General features: G+C 38.3%; 24 protein-coding genes. 7 read left to right on the top strand and 17 right to left on the bottom strand.

Annotation, left to right across the window (positions count from 1 at the left end; genetic code table 11):
- The first annotated feature begins 4 nt into the window (after nt 1-4).
- A complete protein-coding gene (locus tag BSO02S_RS19195; RefSeq protein ID WP_066071225.1) occupies nt 5-520 on the top strand; it encodes a CotY/CotZ family spore coat protein in 516 nt (171 codons plus the stop codon).
- Nucleotides 521-563: 43 nt separating this feature from the next.
- Here the strand turns inward: BSO02S_RS19195 and BSO02S_RS19190 are convergent, their stop codons facing one another.
- The 3 genes from BSO02S_RS19190 to BSO02S_RS19180 form a co-directional block, all read right to left on the bottom strand.
- Nucleotides 564-1,061 (bottom strand): CotO family spore coat protein, encoded by a 498-nt coding sequence (locus tag BSO02S_RS19190; protein WP_066071222.1) that lies wholly within the window; start codon nt 1,059-1,061, stop codon nt 564-566.
- 125 nt (nt 1,062-1,186) lie between these two features.
- Nucleotides 1,187-1,957 (bottom strand): enoyl-ACP reductase FabI, encoded by a 771-nt coding sequence (gene fabI, locus BSO02S_RS19185; protein WP_066071220.1) that lies wholly within the window; start codon nt 1,955-1,957, stop codon nt 1,187-1,189.
- A gap of 111 nt (nt 1,958-2,068) precedes the next feature.
- Nucleotides 2,069-3,928, bottom strand: a complete 1,860-nt coding sequence (locus tag BSO02S_RS19180; RefSeq protein WP_066071217.1) for a monovalent cation:proton antiporter family protein — start codon at nt 3,926-3,928, stop codon at nt 2,069-2,071.
- 87 nt (nt 3,929-4,015) lie between these two features.
- Between BSO02S_RS19180 and prpE the strand changes: the two genes are divergently transcribed.
- On the top strand, nt 4,016-4,756 hold the full coding sequence (gene prpE / locus BSO02S_RS19175) for a bis(5'-nucleosyl)-tetraphosphatase PrpE (protein ID WP_066071214.1): 741 nt from the start codon (nt 4,016-4,018) through the stop codon (nt 4,754-4,756).
- A gap of 311 nt (nt 4,757-5,067) precedes the next feature.
- On the opposite strand, the gene BSO02S_RS19170 is transcribed toward prpE, so the two are convergent.
- Genes BSO02S_RS19170 through BSO02S_RS19155 form a run of 4 tightly spaced genes read right to left on the bottom strand, consistent with a single transcriptional unit; the run spans nt 5,068 to nt 7,859 of the window.
- On the bottom strand, nt 5,068-5,976 hold the full coding sequence (locus BSO02S_RS19170) for an RluA family pseudouridine synthase (protein WP_066071212.1): 909 nt from the start codon (nt 5,974-5,976) through the stop codon (nt 5,068-5,070).
- 15 nt (nt 5,977-5,991) lie between these two features.
- Nucleotides 5,992-6,786, bottom strand: coding sequence for an NAD kinase (locus BSO02S_RS19165; protein ID WP_066071302.1), 795 nt, complete (start codon nt 6,784-6,786; stop codon nt 5,992-5,994).
- Nucleotides 6,787-6,831: 45 nt separating this feature from the next.
- Nucleotides 6,832-7,470 carry a GTP diphosphokinase gene (gene yjbM, locus BSO02S_RS19160; RefSeq protein WP_066071209.1) on the bottom strand — a complete coding sequence of 213 codons (639 nt, stop codon included), beginning with the start codon at nt 7,468-7,470 and terminating at the stop codon, nt 6,832-6,834.
- Between the two features lie 23 nt (nt 7,471-7,493).
- A complete protein-coding gene (locus BSO02S_RS19155; protein WP_066071206.1) occupies nt 7,494-7,859 on the bottom strand; it encodes a UPF0738 family protein in 366 nt (121 codons plus the stop codon).
- Between the two features lie 117 nt (nt 7,860-7,976).
- Between BSO02S_RS19155 and BSO02S_RS19150 the strand changes: the two genes are divergently transcribed.
- From BSO02S_RS19150 to BSO02S_RS28725, 4 genes are all read left to right on the top strand, one after another.
- Nucleotides 7,977-8,561, top strand: a complete 585-nt coding sequence (locus BSO02S_RS19150; RefSeq protein WP_066071203.1) for a CYTH domain-containing protein — start codon at nt 7,977-7,979, stop codon at nt 8,559-8,561.
- Between the two features lie 199 nt (nt 8,562-8,760).
- Nucleotides 8,761-9,174, top strand: a complete 414-nt coding sequence (locus BSO02S_RS19145) for a globin domain-containing protein (RefSeq protein ID WP_066071200.1) — start codon at nt 8,761-8,763, stop codon at nt 9,172-9,174.
- Nucleotides 9,143-10,036 carry a ClpXP adapter SpxH family protein gene (locus BSO02S_RS19140; protein WP_066071299.1) on the top strand — a complete coding sequence of 298 codons (894 nt, stop codon included), beginning with the start codon at nt 9,143-9,145 and terminating at the stop codon, nt 10,034-10,036. Before BSO02S_RS19145 ends, BSO02S_RS19140 begins: the two co-directional genes overlap by 32 nt.
- Nucleotides 10,037-10,369: 333 nt before the next feature.
- Nucleotides 10,370-10,519 (top strand): hypothetical protein, encoded by a 150-nt coding sequence (locus tag BSO02S_RS28725; RefSeq protein ID WP_501193487.1) that lies wholly within the window; start codon nt 10,370-10,372, stop codon nt 10,517-10,519.
- Between the two features lie 37 nt (nt 10,520-10,556).
- Here BSO02S_RS28725 and pepF read toward each other — a convergent pair whose 3' ends face one another.
- From pepF to spxA, 5 genes are all read right to left on the bottom strand, one after another.
- On the bottom strand, nt 10,557-12,374 hold the full coding sequence (gene pepF, locus BSO02S_RS19130) for an oligoendopeptidase F (protein ID WP_066071195.1): 1,818 nt from the start codon (nt 12,372-12,374) through the stop codon (nt 10,557-10,559).
- Nucleotides 12,375-12,514: 140 nt separating this feature from the next.
- Entirely contained in the window at nt 12,515-13,711 is a 1,197-nt protein-coding gene (locus BSO02S_RS19125) for a competence protein CoiA (RefSeq protein WP_066071192.1), read from the bottom strand.
- 104 nt (nt 13,712-13,815) lie between these two features.
- Entirely contained in the window at nt 13,816-15,327 is a 1,512-nt protein-coding gene (gene cls / locus BSO02S_RS19120) for a cardiolipin synthase (protein ID WP_066071189.1), read from the bottom strand.
- A gap of 74 nt (nt 15,328-15,401) precedes the next feature.
- Nucleotides 15,402-16,073: an adaptor protein MecA gene (gene mecA, locus BSO02S_RS19115; RefSeq protein WP_066071186.1), complete on the bottom strand. Its 672-nt coding sequence runs from the start codon at nt 16,071-16,073 to the stop codon at nt 15,402-15,404.
- Nucleotides 16,074-16,382: 309 nt separating this feature from the next.
- A complete protein-coding gene (gene spxA / locus BSO02S_RS19110; protein WP_066071183.1) occupies nt 16,383-16,778 on the bottom strand; it encodes a transcriptional regulator SpxA in 396 nt (131 codons plus the stop codon).
- A 586-nt stretch (nt 16,779-17,364) separates the two neighbouring features.
- Between spxA and BSO02S_RS19105 the strand changes: the two genes are divergently transcribed.
- Nucleotides 17,365-17,550, top strand: coding sequence for a hypothetical protein (locus BSO02S_RS19105; RefSeq protein ID WP_066071180.1), 186 nt, complete (start codon nt 17,365-17,367; stop codon nt 17,548-17,550).
- Between the two features lie 43 nt (nt 17,551-17,593).
- On the opposite strand, the gene BSO02S_RS19100 is transcribed toward BSO02S_RS19105, so the two are convergent.
- From BSO02S_RS19100 to BSO02S_RS19080, 5 genes are all read right to left on the bottom strand, one after another.
- On the bottom strand, nt 17,594-18,535 hold the full coding sequence (locus BSO02S_RS19100) for an ABC transporter ATP-binding protein (protein WP_066071177.1): 942 nt from the start codon (nt 18,533-18,535) through the stop codon (nt 17,594-17,596).
- On the bottom strand, nt 18,536-19,633 hold the full coding sequence (locus tag BSO02S_RS19095) for an ABC transporter ATP-binding protein (RefSeq protein WP_066071174.1): 1,098 nt from the start codon (nt 19,631-19,633) through the stop codon (nt 18,536-18,538). It lies immediately after the preceding gene.
- A gap of 18 nt (nt 19,634-19,651) precedes the next feature.
- Entirely contained in the window at nt 19,652-20,680 is a 1,029-nt protein-coding gene (gene opp3C, locus BSO02S_RS19090; RefSeq protein WP_066071170.1) for an oligopeptide ABC transporter permease, read from the bottom strand.
- Nucleotides 20,677-21,609 (bottom strand): oligopeptide ABC transporter permease, encoded by a 933-nt coding sequence (opp3b, locus tag BSO02S_RS19085; protein WP_066071167.1) that lies wholly within the window; start codon nt 21,607-21,609, stop codon nt 20,677-20,679. Before opp3b ends, opp3C begins: the two co-directional genes overlap by 4 nt.
- A gap of 108 nt (nt 21,610-21,717) precedes the next feature.
- A complete protein-coding gene (locus BSO02S_RS19080) occupies nt 21,718-23,412 on the bottom strand; it encodes a peptide ABC transporter substrate-binding protein (RefSeq protein WP_066071164.1) in 1,695 nt (564 codons plus the stop codon).
- Nucleotides 23,413-23,430: the final 18 nt, after the last annotated feature.

Genomic DNA, 23,430 nt, shown 5'->3' with positions numbered 1-23,430 from the left:
ATAAATGGGTTGTGGAAATAATAATAATAATAACGACTTTCTAAATGGCAACTGTGTTTGCGAAGTCGTTCGTGCCATTAAAGATATCCAAGATAACGCTGTCGAAGAAGAATGTACAGAGTGTTCCAGTTGTTTTACAGAACCACTAGGTACATTGGTGTCACCAGCTAGGAGAGAGCCAGTTGATACTCGCGTGTTTGTTTTAAGTACGGCGGACGGTTCTCCATTTCATGCATTCTTTAGCAACGAAAACAATGCCTGTGTATCCATCTACTTCCGCGTAGAAGATGTATTTGATAATTGCTGTGCGACACTTCGTGTGTTAGTACCGGGACGCCGTGAGGGCGGCCACTTCCAACCAGTAAACTTGGTTTCAGGCGGAGATAAATGCTGTATTGATCTTTCAAAGGTTTGTCAAGTTGAACGGTTCCGCGCAAGCAACGACTGCATTACAGTTGACTTAAGCTGTTTCTGTGCAGTTCAGTGTATTGCGGATGTAAACTTAGGCATTTGTAACTAAAAATATAGCCAGTCGGTTTAATCGGCTGGCTTTTTTTGCTTTTTCAACTATTTTTTATCCCAATCATCAGGACATCTTTAATTGCACCTACGGGAAGGGTTTTAGATGTTTGATCATGAAATTTGATGGTTACTTGATCTTCATCGTATTTGGTAAGGTAACCTTGATAACTTTTTTCGATGGTATAAAAGACGCATGGAACGGGTGGAAGGACCTTCGGAAAGTTGATTAAATAATCTAATCGTTCATTTAATTTCATTTCTTTGAAGGGCTTTACCCTGCTAAAAGAAGGACGATGTTTTTCCTGATCTCGGGTGGATGATGAGGACTGCACCTCTTCAACAGAAATTGCCTCATGTTCTATTTCCTGTTTTGTGGGAGAATGTTTCTTTCTGACTGCTTTCACTTGCTGCTTTTCTTCCAGCAGTTTCTCTTGGTCTAACTTGCTTGTATATACTTCCTGCATGTTGTTGTTGGAAGAAGTCCCTGATAACGGTTGATTGACATATAGAAGTGGTCCTTGACTCCTCTTTTTCGACATGCATTGCACCTCCTATTACGTATTCCTACACACTTTATATTTATGCTAAATGCCTATACTCGTTCACAAGAATTTTCATTTAGCGAAAATAAACAAAGGCCCGCAGTGGCTGCGGGCCTTTTGTTTTAAAGAATATGATATCCGGAATCAACGTGGACGTTTTCACCAGTGATTCCACGGGATAGATCACTGAACAGGAATAGGGCGGTATCACCGACTTCTTCTGTAGTTGTCGCCCTCCGTAATGGTGCTCTTTCTTCAATCTCATTTAAAATAGAATTGAACTCACCGATAGCTTTGGCTGATAATGTACGAATGGGACCCGCAGAAATCGAGTTAACACGAATGCCGAATTTTCCTAGATCAGCTGCTAAATAACGGACGCTTGCATCAAGGGATGCTTTCGCTACACCCATTACATTATAGTTTGGAATGGCACGCTCTCCACCTAAATAGGTTAATGTCACAATACTTCCGCCATCTGCCATCAAGTCACGTGCTTGTTTTGCAACAGCCGTTAGAGAAAAAGAGCTTATATTTTGTGCAAGCAGGAAACCCTCCCTAGATGTGTTCACAAATTCACCTTTTAACTCCTCGGTTTTGGCAAACGCAATGCAATGTGCCAGCCCATGAATTGTTCCAACAGCCTCTTTAATCTCAGCAAAGCACGTTGCAATCGCTTCATCGTTTGTTACATCACACGGAAGTACAAGTGTTCCTTCAGCTTCCAAAGAATTGGCTAAGTCACGAACACTACTCTCAATTCGTTCACCTGCATAGGTAAAAATTAATCTGGCCCCTGCATTATGAAGTGAGCGGGCAATTCCCCATGCAATACTGCGTTTATTAGCCACACCCATGACGACATATGTTTTTCCAGCTAAAGAAAGATTCATATTTAAAAAGTCCTCCTACGATTATATGAGTTATTAGTACTTGGTACTAATTTTACACTAATTTGTCACAAATGAAAAGTTCAAGTCTCTTTTAGTTAAATTTTTAACTATTTAACAGGTTTCGCAGAATTCGAGCTCTCTTTTCAGTTCGTCAACATATTCCTTCGTGCCGGTAACAATCAGGCGGTCATGCATTTGAAGCTCCGTGTCCCCGTGAGGAACAATCGAATCTTTCCCTCTAAAAATCCGAACAATAATGATATCGCCCGTAAAGGGAAAACGCCGTAACGACATTTCATCAAAGTGTGTGTTCATCATGACAATTTCATATAGCCCTGTTTCTTGGTTTGTTAAAATGTTAATCACGGCTGGCGATTCAATTAACGACCGTAGCAGCGTCTTCGTCGACATAAAGGCCGAAAACACTTCGATATTAGAGCTGCGTAAACTTTGTTCTAAATCAGGACTTTCAATCCGGGCAATAACCCTTGGAACCCCTTTTTCTTTAGCAGCAAGCGACAGGGTTGCATTCAGCTCCTCATCGCCGGTTGAAATCACGACTACTTCTGAATGATAAACCTTGGTGTTTGCGATTGTATCCAATGAATAATCCGGGATTTCCACAATATCAAATAGCGAATTGGCAATCTGTTTTTCTGATTTTTCCATATTAGGATGATAAAGTACTGGATCATAAAGACCAGATTTTAATTCTCTGGATACAAGCAGTGTGACTTGGTTGGCCCCCAAGAAGGACACGCTGACCTTTTTGCCTGCGGATGCTTCTTTTGGAAAAAGCTTTTTAAACACAATAGGTGTAAAAATAGAGGTAATCACGGCCACCAGTATTAATGTCCCCTTCATATGCTCTGTAATGACTCCAATCCTCTCTCCGATTGTTGCCGCTGCGATGACGAGCGAAAGGGTTGATGTGAGTAAAAACCCGGACGCTAAAACCGTTTTTTTATCATACCAAATTTTCAAAAAATACACTGGAATAAGTTTTGATAATAAAAGTCCAATCAATAAGAGCGGAATTAATAACAGAAGCTTTTTTTCACTAAAAAGTGACCATACATCAAGATTTACACCGACCATTACGAAAAATATCGGAATTAAAAATCCATAGCCGAAAGAATCAAGCTTATGTACCAGCTCCTGGTTGGGAGATAATAACGAAACTAAGACACCGGCCAGAAAGGCTCCAAGAATATTTTCAGCACCAAGTGTTTCAGAAAGCCCCACTAAAACAATAATAAGTGTAAACACGGCTCTTGTTCCGATTTGTACTGTCCCTGTCGATAATGTCTCAATAAAGGTCCGATTTTTAAACCTTTTCCCGACAAAATAAAGAACGATACCTGCAGCAAACAAAATCAGCAACAGCCATGTATTTCCATGCTCCGGTTCATTTAGCGAAACAAAGACTGCCAGTAAAATCATCGTTGCTAAATCAGCAATTACGGCAATCAGTAAGATAATTTGGCCGATGACCGTTTTCATCAAATGGGCTTCTTTTAAGGTTGGTACAACAACCCCCAATGAAATGGTCGAAATGATTAGTGTCATCAAGAAGGCATTATCAATAAAACCTGCGATAACGAATAAATAGGATAAGCCAAGTGAAAAAATAAAAATCCCGGCAAAAATGACGGTAGCAATAACAAAGGTATTCGGTTCCTTTTTTCCATTAGGAAGAATCTCCCGCCTTTTACTGCCCGTGAAGGCTGTAAAATCAATTTCCAGTCCACTTAAAAACATGAGGAAAATAAAGCCGAGCGTCGAAAGTGTGGATAGCCACATGTCCTGGTGGACCACATCGAAGCCGCTTTTCCCAATAATAAGACCCATAATAATTTCCGCTACGACAACAGGAATAAAATTCAATTTAAACCGGTGCAGGATAATTGGTGTTAAAAATGCCATTGTAACAACAATTAGTAGTGAAATGACTGACATATGCTGTTGCATGTTTTTCCTCCTCTCGAATCTTTGCAGTTTCTTTTATAAAAAAGAACTTTTCCAGGAAAAATAATATTATTTAGGGGGCTGTTACTTATGAAAATTGATATTATCGGCGATATCCACGGATGTCTACAAGAATTGAAGGAGCTTACCCGAGAACTCGGTTACAGCTGGAGCAGTGGAATTCCTATCCACCAAGATGACAGGCTGCTTGGTTTCGTTGGTGATTTAACTGACCGAGGACCAGACTCCCTTAAGGTAATAGAGATTGTATGGCAGCTCGTCATTAAGGATAAACGGGCGTATTATACGCCGGGAAATCATTGCAATAAACTATACCGGTTCTTCCAAGGGAATAAAGTACAAGTTGCTCACGGGCTGGAGACGACAGTTGCTGAGTATGAATCATTATATAAAAAAGACCAGCAATCCATTCGCAAAAAATTTATCGATCTTTATGAAAAGGCTCCTCTTTATTTAGTATTAGATAACCAAAGGCTTGTTATTGCCCATGCAGGCATTAAACAGGAATTTATCGGCCAAACCCATGCAAAGGTCAAGGAGTTTGTTCTTTACGGTGATATTACGGGGGAAAAGCATCCCGACGGTTCACCAGTAAGAAAGGATTGGGCCAAAGAGTATCACGGTGATGCCTGTATTGTTTACGGGCATACCCCCGTTCATGAGCCGCGAATCATCAACAATACCTATAATATTGATACCGGTGCGGTCTTCGGCGGTATGCTCACCGCATTAAGGTATCCCGACATGGAATTAGTCGGGGTTGTTTCTACTATGCCATATATCGGGGAAAAATTTAAACAATTTGACTGATTAATAAGGCTTCTACGGGAATTATGGGAACTTACTACATATTTTGTGTCCATTACGACGGATTTTGTGTCACTTACTACCTATTTATCGTCACTCACTACCTATTTGGGGTCACTTACTACCTATTTTACCAAACTTACGACATTTCCTGGATATTAATTGGAAATCTATCGAAATTTCGAGTACTTACTACATATTTTTCGTCACTTACCACCTATTTACGGACACTTACTACCTATTTTACCAAACTTACGACATTTCCTAGATATTAATTGGAAATTCCTGCCCCCCCAAAAAACAAGGCTAACCCTCTAAAAAAGCGGGTCAGCCTCTAATATTTCACGCATATCTGATGGCAGCGATGCCGTAAAGGACATTTCTTCCAGCGAAAATGGGTGCCTAAATTTGATTTTTTTACAATGAAGCGCATGCCTGGTAATTAAGGATACATCGCCGCCATACAAATCATCACCGAGCAGCGGATGTCCCAGATAGGACATATGAACTCTTATTTGATGAGTCCGGCCGGTTTCGAGCTTCAGCTCAACCTGTGTAAATGCCTGATGCCTTTTGATCACGCGATAATGTGTACAAGCATATTGACCGTCATCACGGACTTCTCTTTCGATAATACTATCGGCATTCCGCCCGATTGGCGCTTTTATCGTTCCTCCATCTAGCACAAGAGAACCTCCGGCAAAAGCTTCATATGTCCGCTTAACCTGCCCGCTCCGCTGCTGCAGACTAAATAAATGATGGACATGGCGATGCTTAGCCACCAAAACTAGCCCCGATGTATCCCGGTCAAGCCTTGTTACGATATGCGACGTTGCCTGCAGACCGCTGTGTTGATAATAACCGATAAGCGCATTTGCGAGACTGCCATCCGGATGCTCACGCGACGGAATCGTACTCATCCCTTCCGGTTTATTTACTACCAGCAGAAATTCGTCTTCGAACAAAATTGTTAGCGGGATATCTTCTCCTTTTAAACCCTCACTTGGGCGCTCCACAGGAAAAATAACTGTTAATTTATCGCCCGCTGCCAGCTTGTAACGCACATTCACTTCTTCATCATTAACCTGAATACTGCCACCTTTAAACTTAATATCCGTTAAAGCTGTGCGTGAAACCTCTTTATTTTTTAAAAATTCTCTGACAAGCATTCCTGCACTGCCGCCATCAATTGCCCACGTCATAGAAAATAGAGATGCCATCATAACGTTACCTGCTTCTCAATCTGAAATAAATGAATCATGGACTCTTTTCCAGAAAGGAAACGGACGGAAGCGAGCAAAACGAATCTTTTCTTCAGGAACCCGAAATTGAATCGACTTTACATCCTTATGAAGCAGTGTCAGATGGTCAATAGTGATTTGAAAATCAGACCGGTTAACTGGCTTAAGCATGCAGGTATGATGTGCTGGCAGGATGAGCGGTGAACCTACCGTTCGAAAGACCTTGTTATTAATCGATGCCATTTCAGCGACTTGAAGCGCGGAAATAGATGGATGAATAATTGCTCCGCCAAGTGCTTTGTTATATGCCGTACTGCCAGAAGGGGTGGAAACGCATAGGCCGTCACCACGGAACCGTTCAAAATGCTGACCGCGGATTTCAACATCCATAACAAGCGTCCCCTCGACACTTTTGACAGTAGATTCGTTTAAGGCCAGATACCTTGATTCCTGCCCCGCATGGGTATAACGGATAATGACCTCAAGCAGCGGGTATTCCACGACCTGATAAGGGGTTTTGGCTATCGCAATCACAAGCTTTTCAATTTCATCAGGAATCCAATCCGCATAAAAACCAAGATGTCCCGTATGTATTCCAACGAAGGCTGTTTTGTTCAAACGGCTACTATAGCGGTGAAAGGCGTAGAGCAGTGTACCATCGCCGCCAATAGAAACAACGATATCCGGTTGGTCCTCATCGTACTTAAGATCAAAATCAAGTAAATACGTCCTCATTTTGTGCATCAATATATTTGATTTTTGATCTCCTTTTGATGTAATCGCAAATTTCATCATCTACATACTCCTTGTACTGTATTGCTTTGGATGGTCATTTCACTAGTCTTTTTCTTCTTGTTTCAACTCTTTCTTTCTTGAAAAAAATGCCTGTGCCTCCTGAATTTCACCGCGTATCAAAGACATTTCCTCATCCAAACGAAAGGCTGCTTCGGATGCTCTTTGAAGCCGCATTTGAATATCGCTTGGAAAAATCCCCTTGTACTTATAGCTTAATGTATGTTCAATCGTCGCCCAAAAATTCATTGCCAGCGTTCTGATTTGAATTTCGGCAAGAATCATCTTTTCCCCATGAATGGTTTGAACCGGGTACCGAATGACCACATGGTAGGACCTATACCCGCTTGTTTTTTTATGGGAAATATAATCTCTATCCTCCACAATTTCTAAATCATTGCGATTTCTTAATAAATTGACAACAGTATGAATATCATCGACAAACTGACACATGATCCGCATACCCGCGATATCCTGCATTTCTTCTTCCAATCTTTCAAGCGGAATACCTTTTTGATTCGCCTTATCGAGAATACTTGCAATTGGTTTTACTCTGCCGGTAACAAATTCAATTGGGGAATGAGCAGAATCAAATTCAAATTGCCCCCTCATCCCCTTTAATTTTATCTTCAGCTCAGCAACAGCCTGCTTATATGGGGCTAAAAATTGGTCCCAGTGCTTCATAACTCCACCTCAATAAAAACAAATTATGTTAAGAAAATACTCTCTACTTTTGTGACTAATTCATTCCCATAATTACTATTACCTTTAATATTGCTGATTACATATTCTAATTCGTCATGGAAATTGCTAAGCACTGTTTGCTCTTCATTAAAAGTAACCCATATAGGGATTAATTCAGCCTGAGCAGTTTTTAAAAGCGGCCAGATTTGTTCGGGTAAAACAATATATGTATAATCATCTTTATCCTCCATTAGGTAAATGAAAGCGTATTGGTCGGAATCCACAAGAAGCTGTTCACCGGGAACCAGCCCATTGATGGATTCATTTGTTTCTAACATTAGCTTGTTTTCGGTTATGTTTGCATTTAAGATTGTAATTGTTTTTTTCATCCCTATACCTCCATCTTCCACCTCCCTATTTTAGCATAATTCATCCATTTCCCCCAAGGATTGTAGTTAGATTGAAGAAGTGATATTTAAAAGAATGAAGTGAAGGGACGACGAGCGATGTCGCAAAATATTGAAATTGAATTTAAAAATATGCTTACAAAAGCAGAATATGAACTGTTTCTTAAAAAGTTTTTGATTACCGAAACGCAAATTTTTAGCCAAGAAAACCATTACTTTGATACAGCTGATTTTGCTTTAATGAGAGAGGGTTCTGCATTAAGGATTCGCCAAAAACGGGGGTCTTACGAATTGACCTTAAAACAGCCAGCAACGATTGGACTTCTAGAAACCAATCAGAATTTAAGTAAAAATGAAGCCTTACTAGCAATTGAACATGGCAATCTGCCAACTGGGATAATCCAACGTCTAATAGAAGAATATGGTATTTCCTTTTCGCAACTCGTATATTTTGGTTCGCTGAAAACAAATCGGGTAGAATGGGAATACAAGAAAGGTTTGCTTGTACTAGACCACAGTATCTATCTAAATAAAGAAGACTATGAATTAGAATATGAGGTTAAAGACATTCAGGCCGGCCAGCAGATTTTTTTGGAACTGCTTCTTCGATTGGAGATTCCAAAGCGAAATACAGAAAATAAAATTCGCCGCTTTTATAATCAGAAACAAAAACAGCAAGATTAAACGAACGAATGATTGACAATTCCCGTCAAGGATTTATTTCCATCTGACAATTACCATCAAATTCTGCTAAGATACGGGACCTTTGTATACATTAATATTGTCTTTACTTTAAAATGATCCTTAGCAAAGCAATTAATTTGAGATATGAAAAAGGCATTGTTAAAATAAGATTACAAAAGATATTAAAGGAGTTGTCAACATGATTGAGAAAAAGCTTACACCATTTGAGGCCATTGGTGAAGATACACTACATCGTCTTGTAGACACTTTTTATGGCCTCGTTGCACAACATCCTGATCTTGCTCCAATTTTCCCGAACCAATTTTCTGAAATTGCTCGGAAACAAAAGCAATTCTTAACTCAATATTTAGGTGGTCCGCCCCTTTATACGGAAGAGCATGGTCATCCGATGATGCGTGCTCGTCATTTACCTTTTCCCGTTACGCCGACCCGGTCGCAAGCATGGCTAGCTTGCATGACACAAGCGATGGACAAAATTGGCTTACAAGGTCCACAAAGAAATGATTTATACTCCCGACTCTATCTTACTGCCCAGCACATGATAAATACGCCTGACGATGATGGCCAGATATCGGGTGAAAATTTTGAATAACCCTAAATCACCTGGGACAAAGCAGCGTTGTCGTGGCAGCGAAAAAAGACCGATTGAAATTTATATGTTTATTGATCCATTATGTCCTGAATGCTGGGCACTTGAACCAATACTAAAGAAGCTCCAAATCGAATATGGTCGGTACTTCTCGCTCAAGAATGTTTTAAGTGGACGGTTGGCCAATTTAAATATGAGTAAAAAAAAGGATTATGAAAGTATGGCTCAAGTTTGGGAGAAGACAGCGAGTAGATCGGGAATGTCATGCGATGGCAGCCTTTGGCTGGAGAATCCGGTGGACACACCATATACTGTTTCGATTGCCCTAAAAGCTGCTGAATTACAAGGGAGACGAGCAGGGCTGCGTTTCCTTAGAAGAATTCAGGAGATGTTGTTTTTAGAAAAGCAAAATATCTCCAATTTGCAAGTATTGGTAGATTGTGCGAAAAGCTTAGGCTTGGATATTGAGGAATTCATCAATGATATCCATTCTGAAAGTGCTGCAAAAGCCTTCCAGTGTGATTTAAAAATTACTTCTGAAATGGAAGTACAAGAAATTCCTACCTTAGTATTTTTTAATGAAAATGCGGAGGATGAAGGTATTAAGATTACAGGCACGTATCCATATGAGATTTATGTCCAAATTCTAGAGGAAATGCTTTCTGAAAAACCAATTCAATCTCCACCACCGCCTTTAGAGGTATTCATGGAATTCTTTAAATTTGTCGCTTCAAAGGAAATTGCCGTGGTTTATAATATGTCTATTTCGCAAATTGAACGGGAAATGAAGAAACTACTATTAAAGCAAGTAGTTGAACAGATACCAGCAAAATACGGCACATTTTGGAGATATATCGAAGAGTAGACAAAGGCTTATTTCAAAAGGAATCAGCCTTTGTTTTTTTAACAATCACGAAAAATAAAAATGCCCTGCAGCTTTCACACTGCAAGGCATTTTTCTATTATACGAACAAAGGGGATGGGAGAAATCTATCACGGTCAAACAAAGGGGTATATGTTTGTAGTGATCAACTTCATGTATATAATATAGCATGATTTTAAAACGACAACAATAAGTTTGTGCTCTTTTTCACATTATTGTCATAAAGTCATAATTTCAGGTGATGGACAATAGACATATTTATAAGTATCACAAAAAAGGTGGACTATTACTGTGAGCAAATTTCCTCTGATTATTATGATTCTCTTTATTATGACTGCTTTTTTTCTCCAATTACTCGCATTATTGAAGATCTTTCCCTTTTTACTTAGTGCGCCCATTTTATTTTTATCTATTTTTTTCCTCATCCATTATCTCAATGATCGAAAAAGATTTAGAGGTTTTTAAAAGGGATGGAGCCAAATTCGGCGCCATCCCCTTTTTCTTATGACAAAAGCTGTTCTAATTCGTTAAGTTTTTCTTCAAATACCTTACAAGCATCTTTAATCGGATCGGCACTTGTCATATCGACGCCTGCCTTCTTCAGGACTTCAATCGGATAATCCGAGCTTCCGGCGCTTAGGAAATCGATATAACGTTTCACTGCTGGTTCGCCTTCTTCTAAAATCTGCTTACTTAAGGCGGTGGCTGCACTGAAGCCTGTTGCATACTGGTAAACATAATAATTGTAATAAAAATGGGGAATTCTCGACCATTCTAAGCCGATTTCCTTATCAATGACAATATCCTCTTCACCATAATACTTTTTATTCAATGCGTAATAGCTTTCTGTTAGTGCTTCTGCTGTTAAGGCTTCATTATTTTGCGCCTTTTGATGAATCATGTGCTCAAACTCAGCAAACATTGTTTGACGGAAGACGGTACCCCTGAAGCCCTCTAAATAATGATTAAGCAGGTAAATCCGTTTTTGTTCGTCATCAATGGTTTTTAATAAGTAATCATTTAGCAATGCCTCATTACAGGTTGAAGCCACTTCCGCAACAAAAATAGAATAATTTCCATACGGATACTTCTGTGATTTTCGTGTATAGTAGCTGTGCACGGAATGTCCAAATTCATGGGCCAAGGTAAATAGGTTATTTACATTATCCTGCCAGTTCATCAGAATATACGGATGGGTACCGTATGCACCAGAAGAGTAGGCGCCGCTCCGCTTTCCTTTATTTTCATGAACATCAACCCAGCGGTTTTCAAAGCCTTCTTTTAATATTTGTGAATATTCCTCTCCCAATGGGGCTAAGCCCTTAAGGACCATATCCCGTGCCTCGTCATACTTAATTTCCATTTTCACATCCTTGACAAGCGGTGTATACAAATCATACATATGCAGTTCATCAAGGCCTAATACTTTTTTACGAAGCTTCACATAGCGATGTAATAAATGAAGATTATCAGTAACCGTATTAATTAGATTATCATAAACACTTTCCGGAATATTATTGGCAGAAAGGGCTGAATGTCTTGCCGAGTCATATTTTCTTATTCTAGCATTGAAATTATCCTTTTTTACATTGCCGCTTAGGGTGCTTGCAAATGTATTTTTGAAATCACCATACGTTTTATACACTGCTTTAAACGCATCATGCCTTACACGCTGAACCCCACTTTCCAAAAAACGGCTATAACGCCCATGGGTAATTTCAACTTCTTCACCGTTCTCATCTTTAATAGATGGGAACTGTAGGTCGGCATTATTCAACATCCCAAATGTATTGCTAGAGGCATCCATCACCTCGCTTGCTTCCGCTAATAATGCTTCCAGCTCAGCAGTCAACACATGCGGTCTTTGCAGATTTATTTCAGCAATCGCGTGCTCATAAAGCTTTAATTCAGGTTTCTCATTCAAAAATCCTGTTACTTTGCTTTCGTCCAAAGACAGGATTTCCGGTACGATAAAAGCCAATTGACTGCCGGCTTGTGAATAGAGATTTTTCATCCGATCATCTAACCCTTGGTAAAAGGAGTTCGTTGTATCTTGGTCGTAACGCATATGAGAGTATGTATATAGCTTGCCAATTCGTTCTAACAGCTTATCTTGGAACTGTAGAGCTTTAAAAAGTGTTTCCGCACTTTCCCCCAATTTACCTTCAAATTCTTTAATTCCAGGAATTTGTCCCAATACATCTTGATATTCTTTTTCCCATTCCTGATCATTTGCAAAAATATCTTCTAATTTCCAAGTGTCTTCCACAGGAATCTCACTTCGTGCCGGCAGCGACTTAACTGCAGTTTCATTTTCCATTATTCTTCCTCCATTCAAATTCGAATTGTGAGTGTCCTCACTCTTAATAATATTCTCCCTAACCTTTCATTTCCCCTTTTAAAATTGTGGAAAAGAAGCAAGTACTCTCACCTATATTATGCCCGGATGACTATTTTCATTTAACTTTTAAAAAGAATATGACTATTTTTTTTATAAAATAGAAGCTTTGCCTCCTCCCTTTCACGATTCGATTTTGGAATGATTATTTTTCGCCTCATTTGAAAAATAGTTTCTCCTTTTCTAGTTAAAATACCCAACTGGACTAACTGCATGAGATATTCCATTTCAGCCCTTAAGGGATTAAGTCCCTCAAGCTGGGGCAATTTTCTTAAGACAATCTCTTTTCGGCTGATTCTCTTTTTAAAATGCATGTTTATTTCTTGGAGAGTAATCAAATCATCGAGATTCTTGTTGGCCAAAACATCTAGAAATAAATACGTTTGCCAAATGACTGGGGAAGTTTGAATGAGTATCGAATGTGGAACGGGAAGGCCAATTTCTGGCGGTAATAAGAACAGGTTCATATTTTTGTTATAAATTTCATAAAGAAAAGTTTTTTGCCCTTTTCCCGGATGAAGAGTCCAATTTAGATTGAATTTTTCTATTTCCCTATTCCAACTTGATAGATTAAGGTGATTGCCCATTTTGGGTTCCAATAAGCCATCTAATTTTGTTTTTTCAAGCGGATAAAGAGAATGTTGGATGAAAGCATTTTTTATGGAGTAAGAAGTAATCGATTCAACTAAATGAAAAAGATGTTGATCGGGGCAATAAGCGGGAATATAAAACTTTCCTGTTGTCGTAGTTCGTAAAAATAAATAATGAAAGTTAGATAATGAAACAATATCCTTCCTCTTTTGATGAATATGGGTGCTAGAGAGAATCCAGAGCGGAATGTAATCATTTTCGAGATACGTTTGCGTCCTTTTGATAAAAACCTTTTCTGGTAATGTGGAACACTGATATTCTAGGGCATATTTCTTTCCATTATACTTGAACATGATGTCGGGACGCTGCTGAATCTCTCGATCATAGTACTCCAAAACCGAGGGAACCTTTTGCCGGATGAGCCATTGATAGAGCTGCCGCTTCCCTTCCATGTGGTAAACGGACTCACTTTCATAAAAATCGCGGCAGGTACTTCCCTGTTTGTGGGCAAAATGAAAAATCCGCTGGTCTCCCAATTTTAGCAGTACACTCTCCCCACAAATTGGGCAAATGAATTCTTCTTTACTGCGAAAGTACAAAAGTGTTTCCTTTTTGTAATCATAGCCAAGGCAAATTATTTTGCCAGTTTTCGTTCGTGCGGTTAACAAGTTTATCTCTCCTCCTTTCTTCCTAATAATTCGACTATTTCAGTTGCAATTCCTTTTAATTTTAAAAAAAATCTTGCCATTTCGACAAGATTTTTGTTTTATCCTTACAAGAGTGGTGAAAGCAGCCGCGCTGTCGATTCCAGTAACCTAAACCCTAAATGTCTTTGTTGAAATGTTTTTAATTCTAGTTGTTTAGCAGATTCGAGGTCTTTTACGTATTCAGCAACAAGCTTCTGTGTACTTTTTGTCCTAAATAAGAATGCATTTACCTCAAAATTTAAATGAAAGCTTCTCATATCCATATTGGATGTTCCAATCGAGGCAAGTTCTTCATCAACAATGACAATTTTACTGTGCATAAAGCCCCGTTCATATTCATACACCTTAACCCCTGCCTCTAAAAGCTCAGGGAAATAAGATCTTGACGCGTGAAAGACAATCCGTTTATCAGGCCGGTTCGGAACAAGCAGTCGTACGTCGATTCCACTGAGTGCAGCTACCTTTATAGCTGAGAAAATATCCTCATCCGGAATAAAATACGGTGACGCAATCCAAACTGACTTTTCAGCACTTGCGATCATGGAGAAAAAGATATTTTTGATGACACTCCATTCATTATCGGGACCACCAGCAATCAGCTGAACACCGCCGTGACCTATATGATCAATTTGTGGTGATAAGTATTCCGCTGTTAAAAAGCTGTGATTGGTCATATAATACCAGTCCTGTAAAAAGATAAGCTGCAGTGTTCGAACAGCTTCCCCGCGCAGCATTAAATGTGTATCGCGCCAAAAGCCAATATCCTTGTCTCTCCCTAAATATTCATCACCAATGTTCAATCCACCCACAAAACCAATGGTTCCGTCGATCACAATGATTTTTCGGTGGTTGCGGAAATTAAATTTATTATTTAAAAAAGGCAGTTTTACAGGCCCAAATGGGACCGTTTCAATACCGGCATTTTTCAATTCATTAATATATCCCTTTGAAAGCTGCCAAGATCCCACAGCGTCATATAGAAAGCGGATCTTGACACCTTGATTTGCTTTTTCAATAAGGATATTTTTAATTTCCTGTCCAATACGATCGTGACGGACAATGTAATATTCAAGATGGATATGATGCCGTGCTTTTTTTAACTTTTCAAGGATATGATGAAAGGTTTCTTCCCCATTTGTTAATATCTTTGTTGAGGTGTCAAAAGAAATCGGACTGTTGCCTAGTTTGTGAGCCAAGGTAAATAATTTCCCCTGGTGCTGCCCCATAAGGCTAAGTTTCTCCTCACGCCTAGGATCGTCTTCCACTTCAACCGTTAGAAAAGCTTGTTTATCAAGGAAATATTTCTTTCGAAACATTTTCTCTTTGCGATAATTGCGGCCAAAAAGGAGGTAAAAAACAAAACCAACTAGGGGAAAACTCCCTAATACCACTAACCATGTGATTGTTTGTGTTGGATGACGGTTTTCAAGAAATATTACAAACCCGATAAAAATAACGGAAAGCGAAATTAAAACGCTTAGGAATCCAAGGATACCACTTTTCAATTGATCCTTAAAGAAAAACAATAGTACGGATAAAACCGCCATAAAAAGGACAACCCTTACCGTGTTTTTCATCCACTCACCACCAAAATTTCCCTTATATTTTAATATTAAAAATACCGATTTCAATTGTGAAATCGGTACACTTATTAGTTAAAATGCTTTCGCAATACTGAAAAAACATTTTCAGGAATTATTTCTTTTCCATATTCTTGAATGCGATGAATAGTCAGCTGTGTTTCATGGCCGTACTCAAGCAAAATACTTAGTATATCATCAATTTCTTCTTCTTCAAATAATTCTTCTGGAAATTCTGTATATAGGTAATACTTTCCGTCAAGATGATAAAGCATTGTCACCAAATCATCCAATCCTGGCCGATGTGATAAACTGATAACATCTTCAAAGTCTTTAAATGCAAGGAGAAATTCCAATGTTTCTTCTTCAAGCAAAATATCATCTTCATCAGCAAGATTCGGATTGAAGTGTTGATCCAAGAGATCTTCAATATTATCATCAACGGCTAAATCTTTTATTTTATCATTAGGAATGGGGAGCTCAAACTTTTGTCCATCTTTTGAAAGCTGTGCTTTAGTTACAAGAACCTCCAAGCCTTTATCAAGTGCTTGGACTTGAATCCAAAGTGGACCTTCGACAGCGAATTCCTCTTCATCATGGACTTCATCCATCATTTCCCAAAAGAGTTCTTCACTTCGTTCTCGATTGTACCAAATTTCCTCACGATCAAAGCCTCTTTCTTCTATATCACCATAGGAAATGTAGAATTTCACTGTATTTTCATTAATGCGTTCAATCTCCATCAAAACCTCTCCCTTCCGTTTTCCAGATTGAAGGGACTAAATACCCCCAAGCAGATAATGCCTTAGCATTTACTTAAATCAAAAAGAATTATTCTTTAAGAAAAAGGCAAATACTCTTGTACTTTTATTTTATGACAAAAGTACTAATAAGGGAAATAAAAAAGGCTAAAATCTAAAAAACCATTATAATGCCTATTTCTCCAACATTAAAATATTCCTTTTATTGTAGCAAAATGGTACTAAAACCACAAATGTTTATCTTTTTATTTTTAGATACAAAAAAAGACCTCCAGAAGAAGGCCTGATTATTTAATTTACCAATCGTTGTGCTTCGCGCAATTGGAACGTTCTCACTCTTCTTGGCAGGAACCGTCTGATTTCATCTTCATTATAGCCAACCTGCAGCCGTTTTTCATCGATAATTATTGGTCGACGCAACAGGCCTGGATTTTCTTTTATTAATCCGAATAAATCTTGAAGTGGCATCGCGTCAAGGTTAACGTCTAACTTTTGGAAAGTCTTCGATCTGGTTGAGATAATTTCATCTGTCCCATCCTCAGTCATCCGAAGAATTTCTTTAATCTCTTCCATTGATAATGGTTCAGAGAAAATATTTCTCTCTGTGTATGGGATTTCATGCTCTTCTAACCATGATTTAGCTTTTCGACATGATGTACAACTTGGTGAAGTGTATAGTGTTACCATCCGTTATTCACACTCCTCTATTATTTACGATTAATTTTTATAATACCCCTTATGGTGGAAATAAAACTTTTTCAAACGGATATATTTTACATTACTAATTAAAATAATTATAAATAAGTAATTTATATCATTAATTATACACCACAGATTCTAAAAAAGGTATCCCTTTTCAAAAAAATTAATTGACTGCACAAATACATTCAATAAACACAACTACATTATTTTAGACGAATATTTCCCTCAAAAGTTTCATAAATTTTAACTATTTTATCTTGAACATTTTATTTTATTCTATTTCCTTACCAAAAACTTCGTTGCTAAGAATGAATCTTTTGAGGGTATGCACGAAAGTTCGGTATAAACAGCTGACCTAATTTATTTTACTAGTGTAAGCTTAATTTTATATTAACTTAATTCTCAATTAAAACGACATCAATGAAAACGCATTCATTCCTTCAGCAAATTTCTATCGGGTTTTTAATTTTCCTCTTTCAATAAGGAGCAAGTTCTTTTAAAATAAGGATAAGAGGATATTTAAATGGAATGATAAATATTCTAATTTGTAAATAATTGGAGGGGGATTAACATGGGTTCTTACATAACTGATTTAACCATTGTTGCATTACTAATCATAGGTATTACAGCCCTCATGGGAGTTATAACAAACAGTTTCGGTGAAAAGGTTTTCGGTGGAAGAAACCGCTCGGAATTTGTCGACGAAAGTGCCAAATACCAGACAGGCTGGAAAACAGTCGGGGGTAATCGTAAATAATTTATAAAAAGGAAAAACGATCTCAAAACCGAGATCGTTTTTTTTAATGCTTGGATATTACTTTATATTGATTAAATTCTTTCTCCGAACAAAGGACAAAGTGCCCAGGAGTAACTTCTCTAAATTCAACGGATTCATTATTATCGTAATTATGGCTGGCAGGATCATATGATTTACGTTTACGTGATCGTTCACTGATTGGATCAGGAACGGGAATTGCAGATAATAGTGATTGCGTATAAGGATGAAGCGGGTTTTTATAAAGATCTTCAGCCGAAGCTAACTCAACCATCTTACCATAATACATAACACCAATCCGATCACTAATATATTTTACCATCGAAAGGTCATGTGCTATGAAAAGATATGTTAATCCTTTCTCCTTTTGCAGCTTTTTCATTAAATTAACAACCTGTGCTTGAATGGAAACGTCCAATGCCGATATCGGTTCATCCGCAATAATAAATTCTGGTTGGACAGCAAGGGCACGGGCAATCCCAATCCGCTGACGCTGGCCGCCGCTAAATTCATGTGGATAGCGGTTTGCATGTTCCCTATTCAATCCAACCGTTTCTAAGAGCTCATATACTTGCTCCATCCGTTCCTTCTTTGATTTGGCTAAACCATGAATGTCAATTCCCTCGGCAATAACATCTGCAATTTTCAACCTTGGGTTAAGGGAGGCGTATGGATCTTGGAAAATCATTTGCATTTTCCGGTTAAATTCTTTAAGTTGGTGTTTCGACTTTTTGCCATGAACGTTGGTCCCGTTATATAAGACCTCTCCCCCAGTAGCATCGTACAAACGAATAATGGTCCGTCCTGTTGTGGATTTTCCACAGCCGGATTCACCCACGAGTCCCATAACCTCACCTTTAAAGATATCAAACGAAACATCGTCAACTGCTTTTACTTCATTCGCTTTACCTTCATTAAAATATTGTTTTAAATTTTTTATTTCAAGTAATTTTTCTTTATTAGCCATTTACTTTCCCTCCTTTGTTCCAGGGAAGTTACTTTTTTCTAACCTTACGTCTCCGCTTGCTGTTCCAGCTATGGAAGAGAATTGACTTTGTCGTCTTTTAACAGCTTCTGGCGGTTCTACCTTAGGTGCATCAGGATGCAATAGCCATGTAGCTGCATAATGAGTATCAGACACCTTAAAGAACGGTGGCTCTTGCTCCAAATCAATTTTCATAACATATGGATTCCGGGGAGCAAACGCATCACCCTTTGGTGGATCTAATAAATCAGGAGGTGTTCCTGGAATAGAAAATAGTTCATCATCATCTGTTTCCATGTCTGGCATCGAGCTGATTAATCCCCATGTATATGGGTGCTGTGGATTATAAAAAATTTCATCAGCGGTCCCAATTTCAATGATTTTGCCACCATACATTACCGCAACTCGATCGGCAACATTGGCAACTACGCCTAGGTCATGCGTAATAAAAATAATAGATGTATCGATTTTTTTTTGCAAATCCTTCATTAGTTCAAGAATTTGTGCTTGAATGGTTACATCAAGTGCCGTTGTCGGTTCATCTGCGATAAGAACTTTAGGATTACATGCCAATGCAATAGCAATGACAACCCTTTGCCTCATTCCGCCTGAAAATTGATGTGGATACTGATTTATCCTGATTTCTGGCTTTGGAATTCCGACCAATTTTAATAATTCAAGCGCTCTTTCCTTCGCAGCATGACTGCTCATATTTTGATGCTTAACGAGCGGTTCCATAATTTGATTACCGATTTTCATCGTCGGGTTTAACGATGTCATCGGATCTTGGAAGATCATCGAAATATCATGACCGCGAATTTTTTGCATTTGTTTGTCTGTAAGCTTTGTAAGATCTTTACCGTTGAAAAGGATTTCTCCCTTTTTTATCTCTGAATTGTGTTCTGGTAGTAATCGCATAATTGCTTTTGTTGTAACGGATTTTCCGGAACCTGACTCACCTACAATAGCCAGCGTTTCTCCTTTTAATAGGTCAAAGCTGACACCACGAATTGCTTTAACTTCCCCAGAAAAGGTATGAAACGATATATTTAAATCTTTTACTTGTAATATTTTCTCCATTTACAATTCACCTGCCTTCTAATCACGCATTTTTGGATCTAGAGCGTCACGTAATCCATCAGCTACTAAGTTAAAGCAAATCATGATTAATGCAATCATGACGGAAGGAATAATCATTTGATATGGAAAGGCAATCATTGATTTAAACCCATCATTTACCAAGGTCCCTAAGGATGCATTTGGCTCTTGCAGTCCCAGCCCAATAAAGCTTAGAAAGGCTTCGAAGAAAATCGCATTCGGAATAGAAAACATGGTATTAATAATGATAACGCCAAACATGTTTGGAATCATATGCTTGAATACAATAGAGGTATCTGATGCCCCTAAGGTTTTTGCTGCCAAAACAAATTCTTGGTTTTTGAACTTTAGCACTTGCGCCCGTACTACACGTGCCATACTTGTCCAGCCTGTGATGGTTAAGGCGATAATAATCGGAATAATCCCTGGTTTCAATACAAGAATCATTAACACTACAATGATTAAGTTCGGTATGCCGACAATAACTTCTATAAACCGCTGCATAAGACTATCTGTACGGCCGCCTAAATAGCCGGAAATAGCACCATACGAAACCCCAACAAGCATATCTACTAATGCTGCCACAAAGGCAATGAATAGAGATACTTGTGTACCTTTCCAAGAACGGGCAAACAGGTCACGTCCGAGGTTATCCGTACCAAACCAATAATAAGCATCTACCTTACGCACCTCATAAGCATTATATTCAACACCGTTGTGTCTCTTCAATGTACCATCAAACGGCAGCCAATGAACATTTTCCAAGGCCTTTATTCGAGGAGGAAGGTTATTATGTTTTGTATTCTGCGTATCATAGGCATAGGGCGTAATCAATGGACCCACAAACGCCATTATAATAATAATAGCAAGGATTACGAGACTGATAACTGCCCCTTTATTTTTCCGAACCCGGAGCCATGAATCCTGCCAAAAGTTTAAGCTGGGCTTTGAAATTTTTTCACTTTTTGACGGATCAACATGAGCGGGTGCAAACATATCTTTTGTAATGATATTTTCTTTGTTGATCATTTAGTTTTCCCCCCCGAAATACGAATACGTGGGTCGATAAATCCATAAAGAATATCAACAATTAAGATTATAACTACGAATAAAACAGCAAATAAAATATTGGTACCCATAATGACAGGATAATCGTTCGAATCAATTGATTTAACAAACTGTTCTCCCAGTCCCGGAATTCCAAAAATCCGTTCAATTACTAGTGACCCCGTCATCAAGCTTACAGCCAATGGGCCCAAAACGGTAACAACTGGAATCAATGCATTTCTTAATGCGTGCTTTATACTGATTTGAAAGCGGCTGGCACCCTTTGCTCTTGCCAAAGTAATATAATCGGAGCCCAGTACTTCTATCATTTCTGTACGCATAAAACGGGCTGCAATCGATATAGGGAACATGGCTAAAGCAATCGTTGGAAGTATCGTGTATTCTGGACCACGCCATAACATAACTGGAAACCAGTGTAATTTTACTGCTAGATAATATTGAAGTAATCCCGCGAAAATAAATGATGGGACTGATTTACCAATGACGGCAATAAAGGTAGACCCATAATCAATCCAAGTGTTTTGTTTTAGTGCAGCAATTGTACCTAAAAAGATACCAAATAGTGCGCCAACAACCATGGCTTGTAAACCTAAGATTGCTGAAGGACCAATTCTGTTCGCAAGAAGTTCAGTTACTGGAGTATTATTAAATTGAAAGGAGATTCCCAAATCACCCTTTACCGTATTCTTCATATAATTAAAATACTGAACAGGCAATGGATCGTTTAAGCCATACTTTTCTAACAAAAGGGTTTGCTGGAATTCTGTGAGCTTGGTAAAACTTTTAAATGGGCTCCCTGGAATTAGCTTCATGAGGAAAAAAGTAATGGAAGCAACAATAAACAATGTGATAACCATATAGATTACACGTTGCAGTATATATTTTGCCATGCTCGCACCTCCTAATTGGTTAAATTTTCGACGTTTTTCGACAATTCCGATACAGGTAAAAAGAGAGTATATTTTTTAATATACTCTCTTCCTATTTGGTTAGTATAGTTACTTTTTAAGGATTTTAATCCACTGGTAACTATAGTCAGGACCGAATGCATGGTGAACGAATCCATCAACCTTAGGATTGATCAAAAGGTTAACAGAACGTTGATACATTGGAGCAAGAGCTGCATCATCTTCTAAAATAATTTTTTCAGCTTCTTGCAGTGCTTTCCAGCGTTCTTCAGGTTTGGCAGCTAAATCTGTTTGTGCAGATTTAACTAACTGATCATATTTTGGATTGCTGTAATCCATTTTATTATGGTCCCCACCAGTAAGGTATAAATCCATAAATGTCATTGGGTCAGCATAGTCTGGTCCCCAACCACTGAATAATAAATCGTAATCCATTTTTTGTTCACGGTCGATACGAATATTGAATGGAACACTGTTAATCGTTAGTTTTAAGCCTGGAAGGGCTTTTTCTAACTGATCTTTAACAAATGCATCAGTCGTTTTAGATGTTTCAGTATCGCCACCAACATAAGTAAGGGCTACTTCTTTCATACCTACCTCAGCTAAACCTTTTTCCCAAAGCTTTTTAGCTTCTTCTTTATTCGTTTTTTGGTAAGAATCAGTAGTATCACGGAAGTCTTTACCATTTGTATCAAATGCAAATGCTTTTGGAACAAAGAAATCAGCAGCGATTGAACCGTTTGCTAATACATCATCAACCAATGCTTGTTTGTCAACAGACAATGCAATAGCTTTACGGATATTAACATTTTTCAGCGCTTTATTCTTTTGGTTCATTTTGATCCAGAAAATTGTTGGTTCTTGGTATTGAATTAATTCATCAGATCCTTCAAATTGTGAAATAATTGCTGCTTGAGCAAGTTTCGGTGTAATATCAGCTTCCCCTGCAGTAAATGCATTGGCAGATGCTTGAGGATCTTTAGAAACGTTAAAGTTGATTTTTGTTAATGTAACGTCTTTTGCACCATGATACGTTTCATTTTTCTCTAATACCCATTCAGTTGCTGTAGGACCATTCCATTTTGTCATCTTAAATGGACCATTGTAAAGGACATGTGCAGCATCCTTTGCATAATCTTTGCCTTGTGCTTCAACAAATTTTTGGTTTTGTGGATAGAACAATTGGAATGTAATGAAAGATTCAATATAAGGAATTGGTCTTTCTAAAGTAATTTTTAAAGTATAATCATCTTCAGCTTTAATACCTAGGTCTTCTACTTTTGCTTTCTTTTGACCAATTTCGGTAGCATTTTTGATTTTGCCTTCCATAAAGTATGGTCCGTATTCAGATGCTGTCTTAGGGTTGATTGCACGCTGCCATGCATAAACATAGTCATGTGCAGTTACAGGATCACCATTAGACCATTTTGCATCTTTTCTTAATTTAACAGTTAATTCTGTTTTATCAGCATTGTATTCTGGCATCGCTTCTGCACCAGCAGGTACTACCTTTTGGTCTTGATCTAAACGATACATACCTTCGTTAACAGCATTCATAGTTGTGAAACTCATAACGTCTGTACCTAAAACGCTATCCATCGTTGGAATTTCAGCAGATTCAAGAACATTAAGTTCTTGTTTGTCGGCTAATTTGCTTTCAGCAACTGGCTTATCTTTTCCGTCATCCTTGCTTGAATTGTCTTTATTACCACCAGAACATGCTGCTAGGAACATGCTTAGAACTAGTGATAATACTAAAAGTAGTGAAAGTTTTGATTTCTTCACTAGTAGACCTCCCTTTTC

Source organism: Neobacillus soli NBRC 102451 (assembly GCF_001591665.1).
Taxonomy (GTDB): Bacteria; Bacillota; Bacilli; order Bacillales; family Cytobacillaceae; genus Neobacillus; species Neobacillus soli.
The sequence above is the reverse complement of the archived record's forward strand: the minus strand, read 5'-3'. Positions and strand labels throughout refer to the sequence as shown.

Coding starts and splice junctions, on each gene's coding strand:
- BSO02S_RS19095 (WP_066071174.1), bottom strand. CDS start 19,633: ATGGAGAAAATATTACAAGTAAAAGATTTAAATATATCGTTTCATACC.
- mecA (WP_066071186.1), bottom strand. CDS start 16,073: ATGGAGATTGAACGCATTAATGAAAATACAGTGAAATTCTACATTTCC.
- BSO02S_RS19180 (WP_066071217.1), bottom strand. CDS start 3,928: ATGCAACAGCATATGTCAGTCATTTCACTACTAATTGTTGTTACAATG.
- cls (WP_066071189.1), bottom strand. CDS start 15,327: ATGAAAAACACGGTAAGGGTTGTCCTTTTTATGGCGGTTTTATCCGTA.
- BSO02S_RS19190 (WP_066071222.1), bottom strand. CDS start 1,061: ATGTCGAAAAAGAGGAGTCAAGGACCACTTCTATATGTCAATCAACCG.
- opp3b (WP_066071167.1), bottom strand. CDS start 21,609: ATGGCAAAATATATACTGCAACGTGTAATCTATATGGTTATCACATTG.
- BSO02S_RS19155 (WP_066071206.1), bottom strand. CDS start 7,859: ATGAAAAAAACAATTACAATCTTAAATGCAAACATAACCGAAAACAAG.
- yjbM (WP_066071209.1), bottom strand. CDS start 7,470: ATGAAGCACTGGGACCAATTTTTAGCCCCATATAAGCAGGCTGTTGCT.
- spxA (WP_066071183.1), bottom strand. CDS start 16,778: ATGGTAACACTATACACTTCACCAAGTTGTACATCATGTCGAAAAGCT.
- BSO02S_RS19105 (WP_066071180.1), top strand. CDS start 17,365: ATGGGTTCTTACATAACTGATTTAACCATTGTTGCATTACTAATCATA.
- opp3C (WP_066071170.1), bottom strand. CDS start 20,680: ATGATCAACAAAGAAAATATCATTACAAAAGATATGTTTGCACCCGCT.
- BSO02S_RS19140 (WP_066071299.1), top strand. CDS start 9,143: ATGGCCAGATATCGGGTGAAAATTTTGAATAACCCTAAATCACCTGGG.
- pepF (WP_066071195.1), bottom strand. CDS start 12,374: ATGGAAAATGAAACTGCAGTTAAGTCGCTGCCGGCACGAAGTGAGATT.
- BSO02S_RS19165 (WP_066071302.1), bottom strand. CDS start 6,786: ATGAAATTTGCGATTACATCAAAAGGAGATCAAAAATCAAATATATTG.
- fabI (WP_066071220.1), bottom strand. CDS start 1,957: ATGAATCTTTCTTTAGCTGGAAAAACATATGTCGTCATGGGTGTGGCT.
- BSO02S_RS19145 (WP_066071200.1), top strand. CDS start 8,761: ATGATTGAGAAAAAGCTTACACCATTTGAGGCCATTGGTGAAGATACA.
- prpE (WP_066071214.1), top strand. CDS start 4,016: ATGAAAATTGATATTATCGGCGATATCCACGGATGTCTACAAGAATTG.
- BSO02S_RS19195 (WP_066071225.1), top strand. CDS start 5: ATGGGTTGTGGAAATAATAATAATAATAACGACTTTCTAAATGGCAAC.
- BSO02S_RS19170 (WP_066071212.1), bottom strand. CDS start 5,976: ATGATGGCATCTCTATTTTCTATGACGTGGGCAATTGATGGCGGCAGT.
- BSO02S_RS19150 (WP_066071203.1), top strand. CDS start 7,977: ATGTCGCAAAATATTGAAATTGAATTTAAAAATATGCTTACAAAAGCA.
- BSO02S_RS28725 (WP_501193487.1), top strand. CDS start 10,370: ATGATTCTCTTTATTATGACTGCTTTTTTTCTCCAATTACTCGCATTA.
- BSO02S_RS19100 (WP_066071177.1), bottom strand. CDS start 18,535: ATGGCTAATAAAGAAAAATTACTTGAAATAAAAAATTTAAAACAATAT.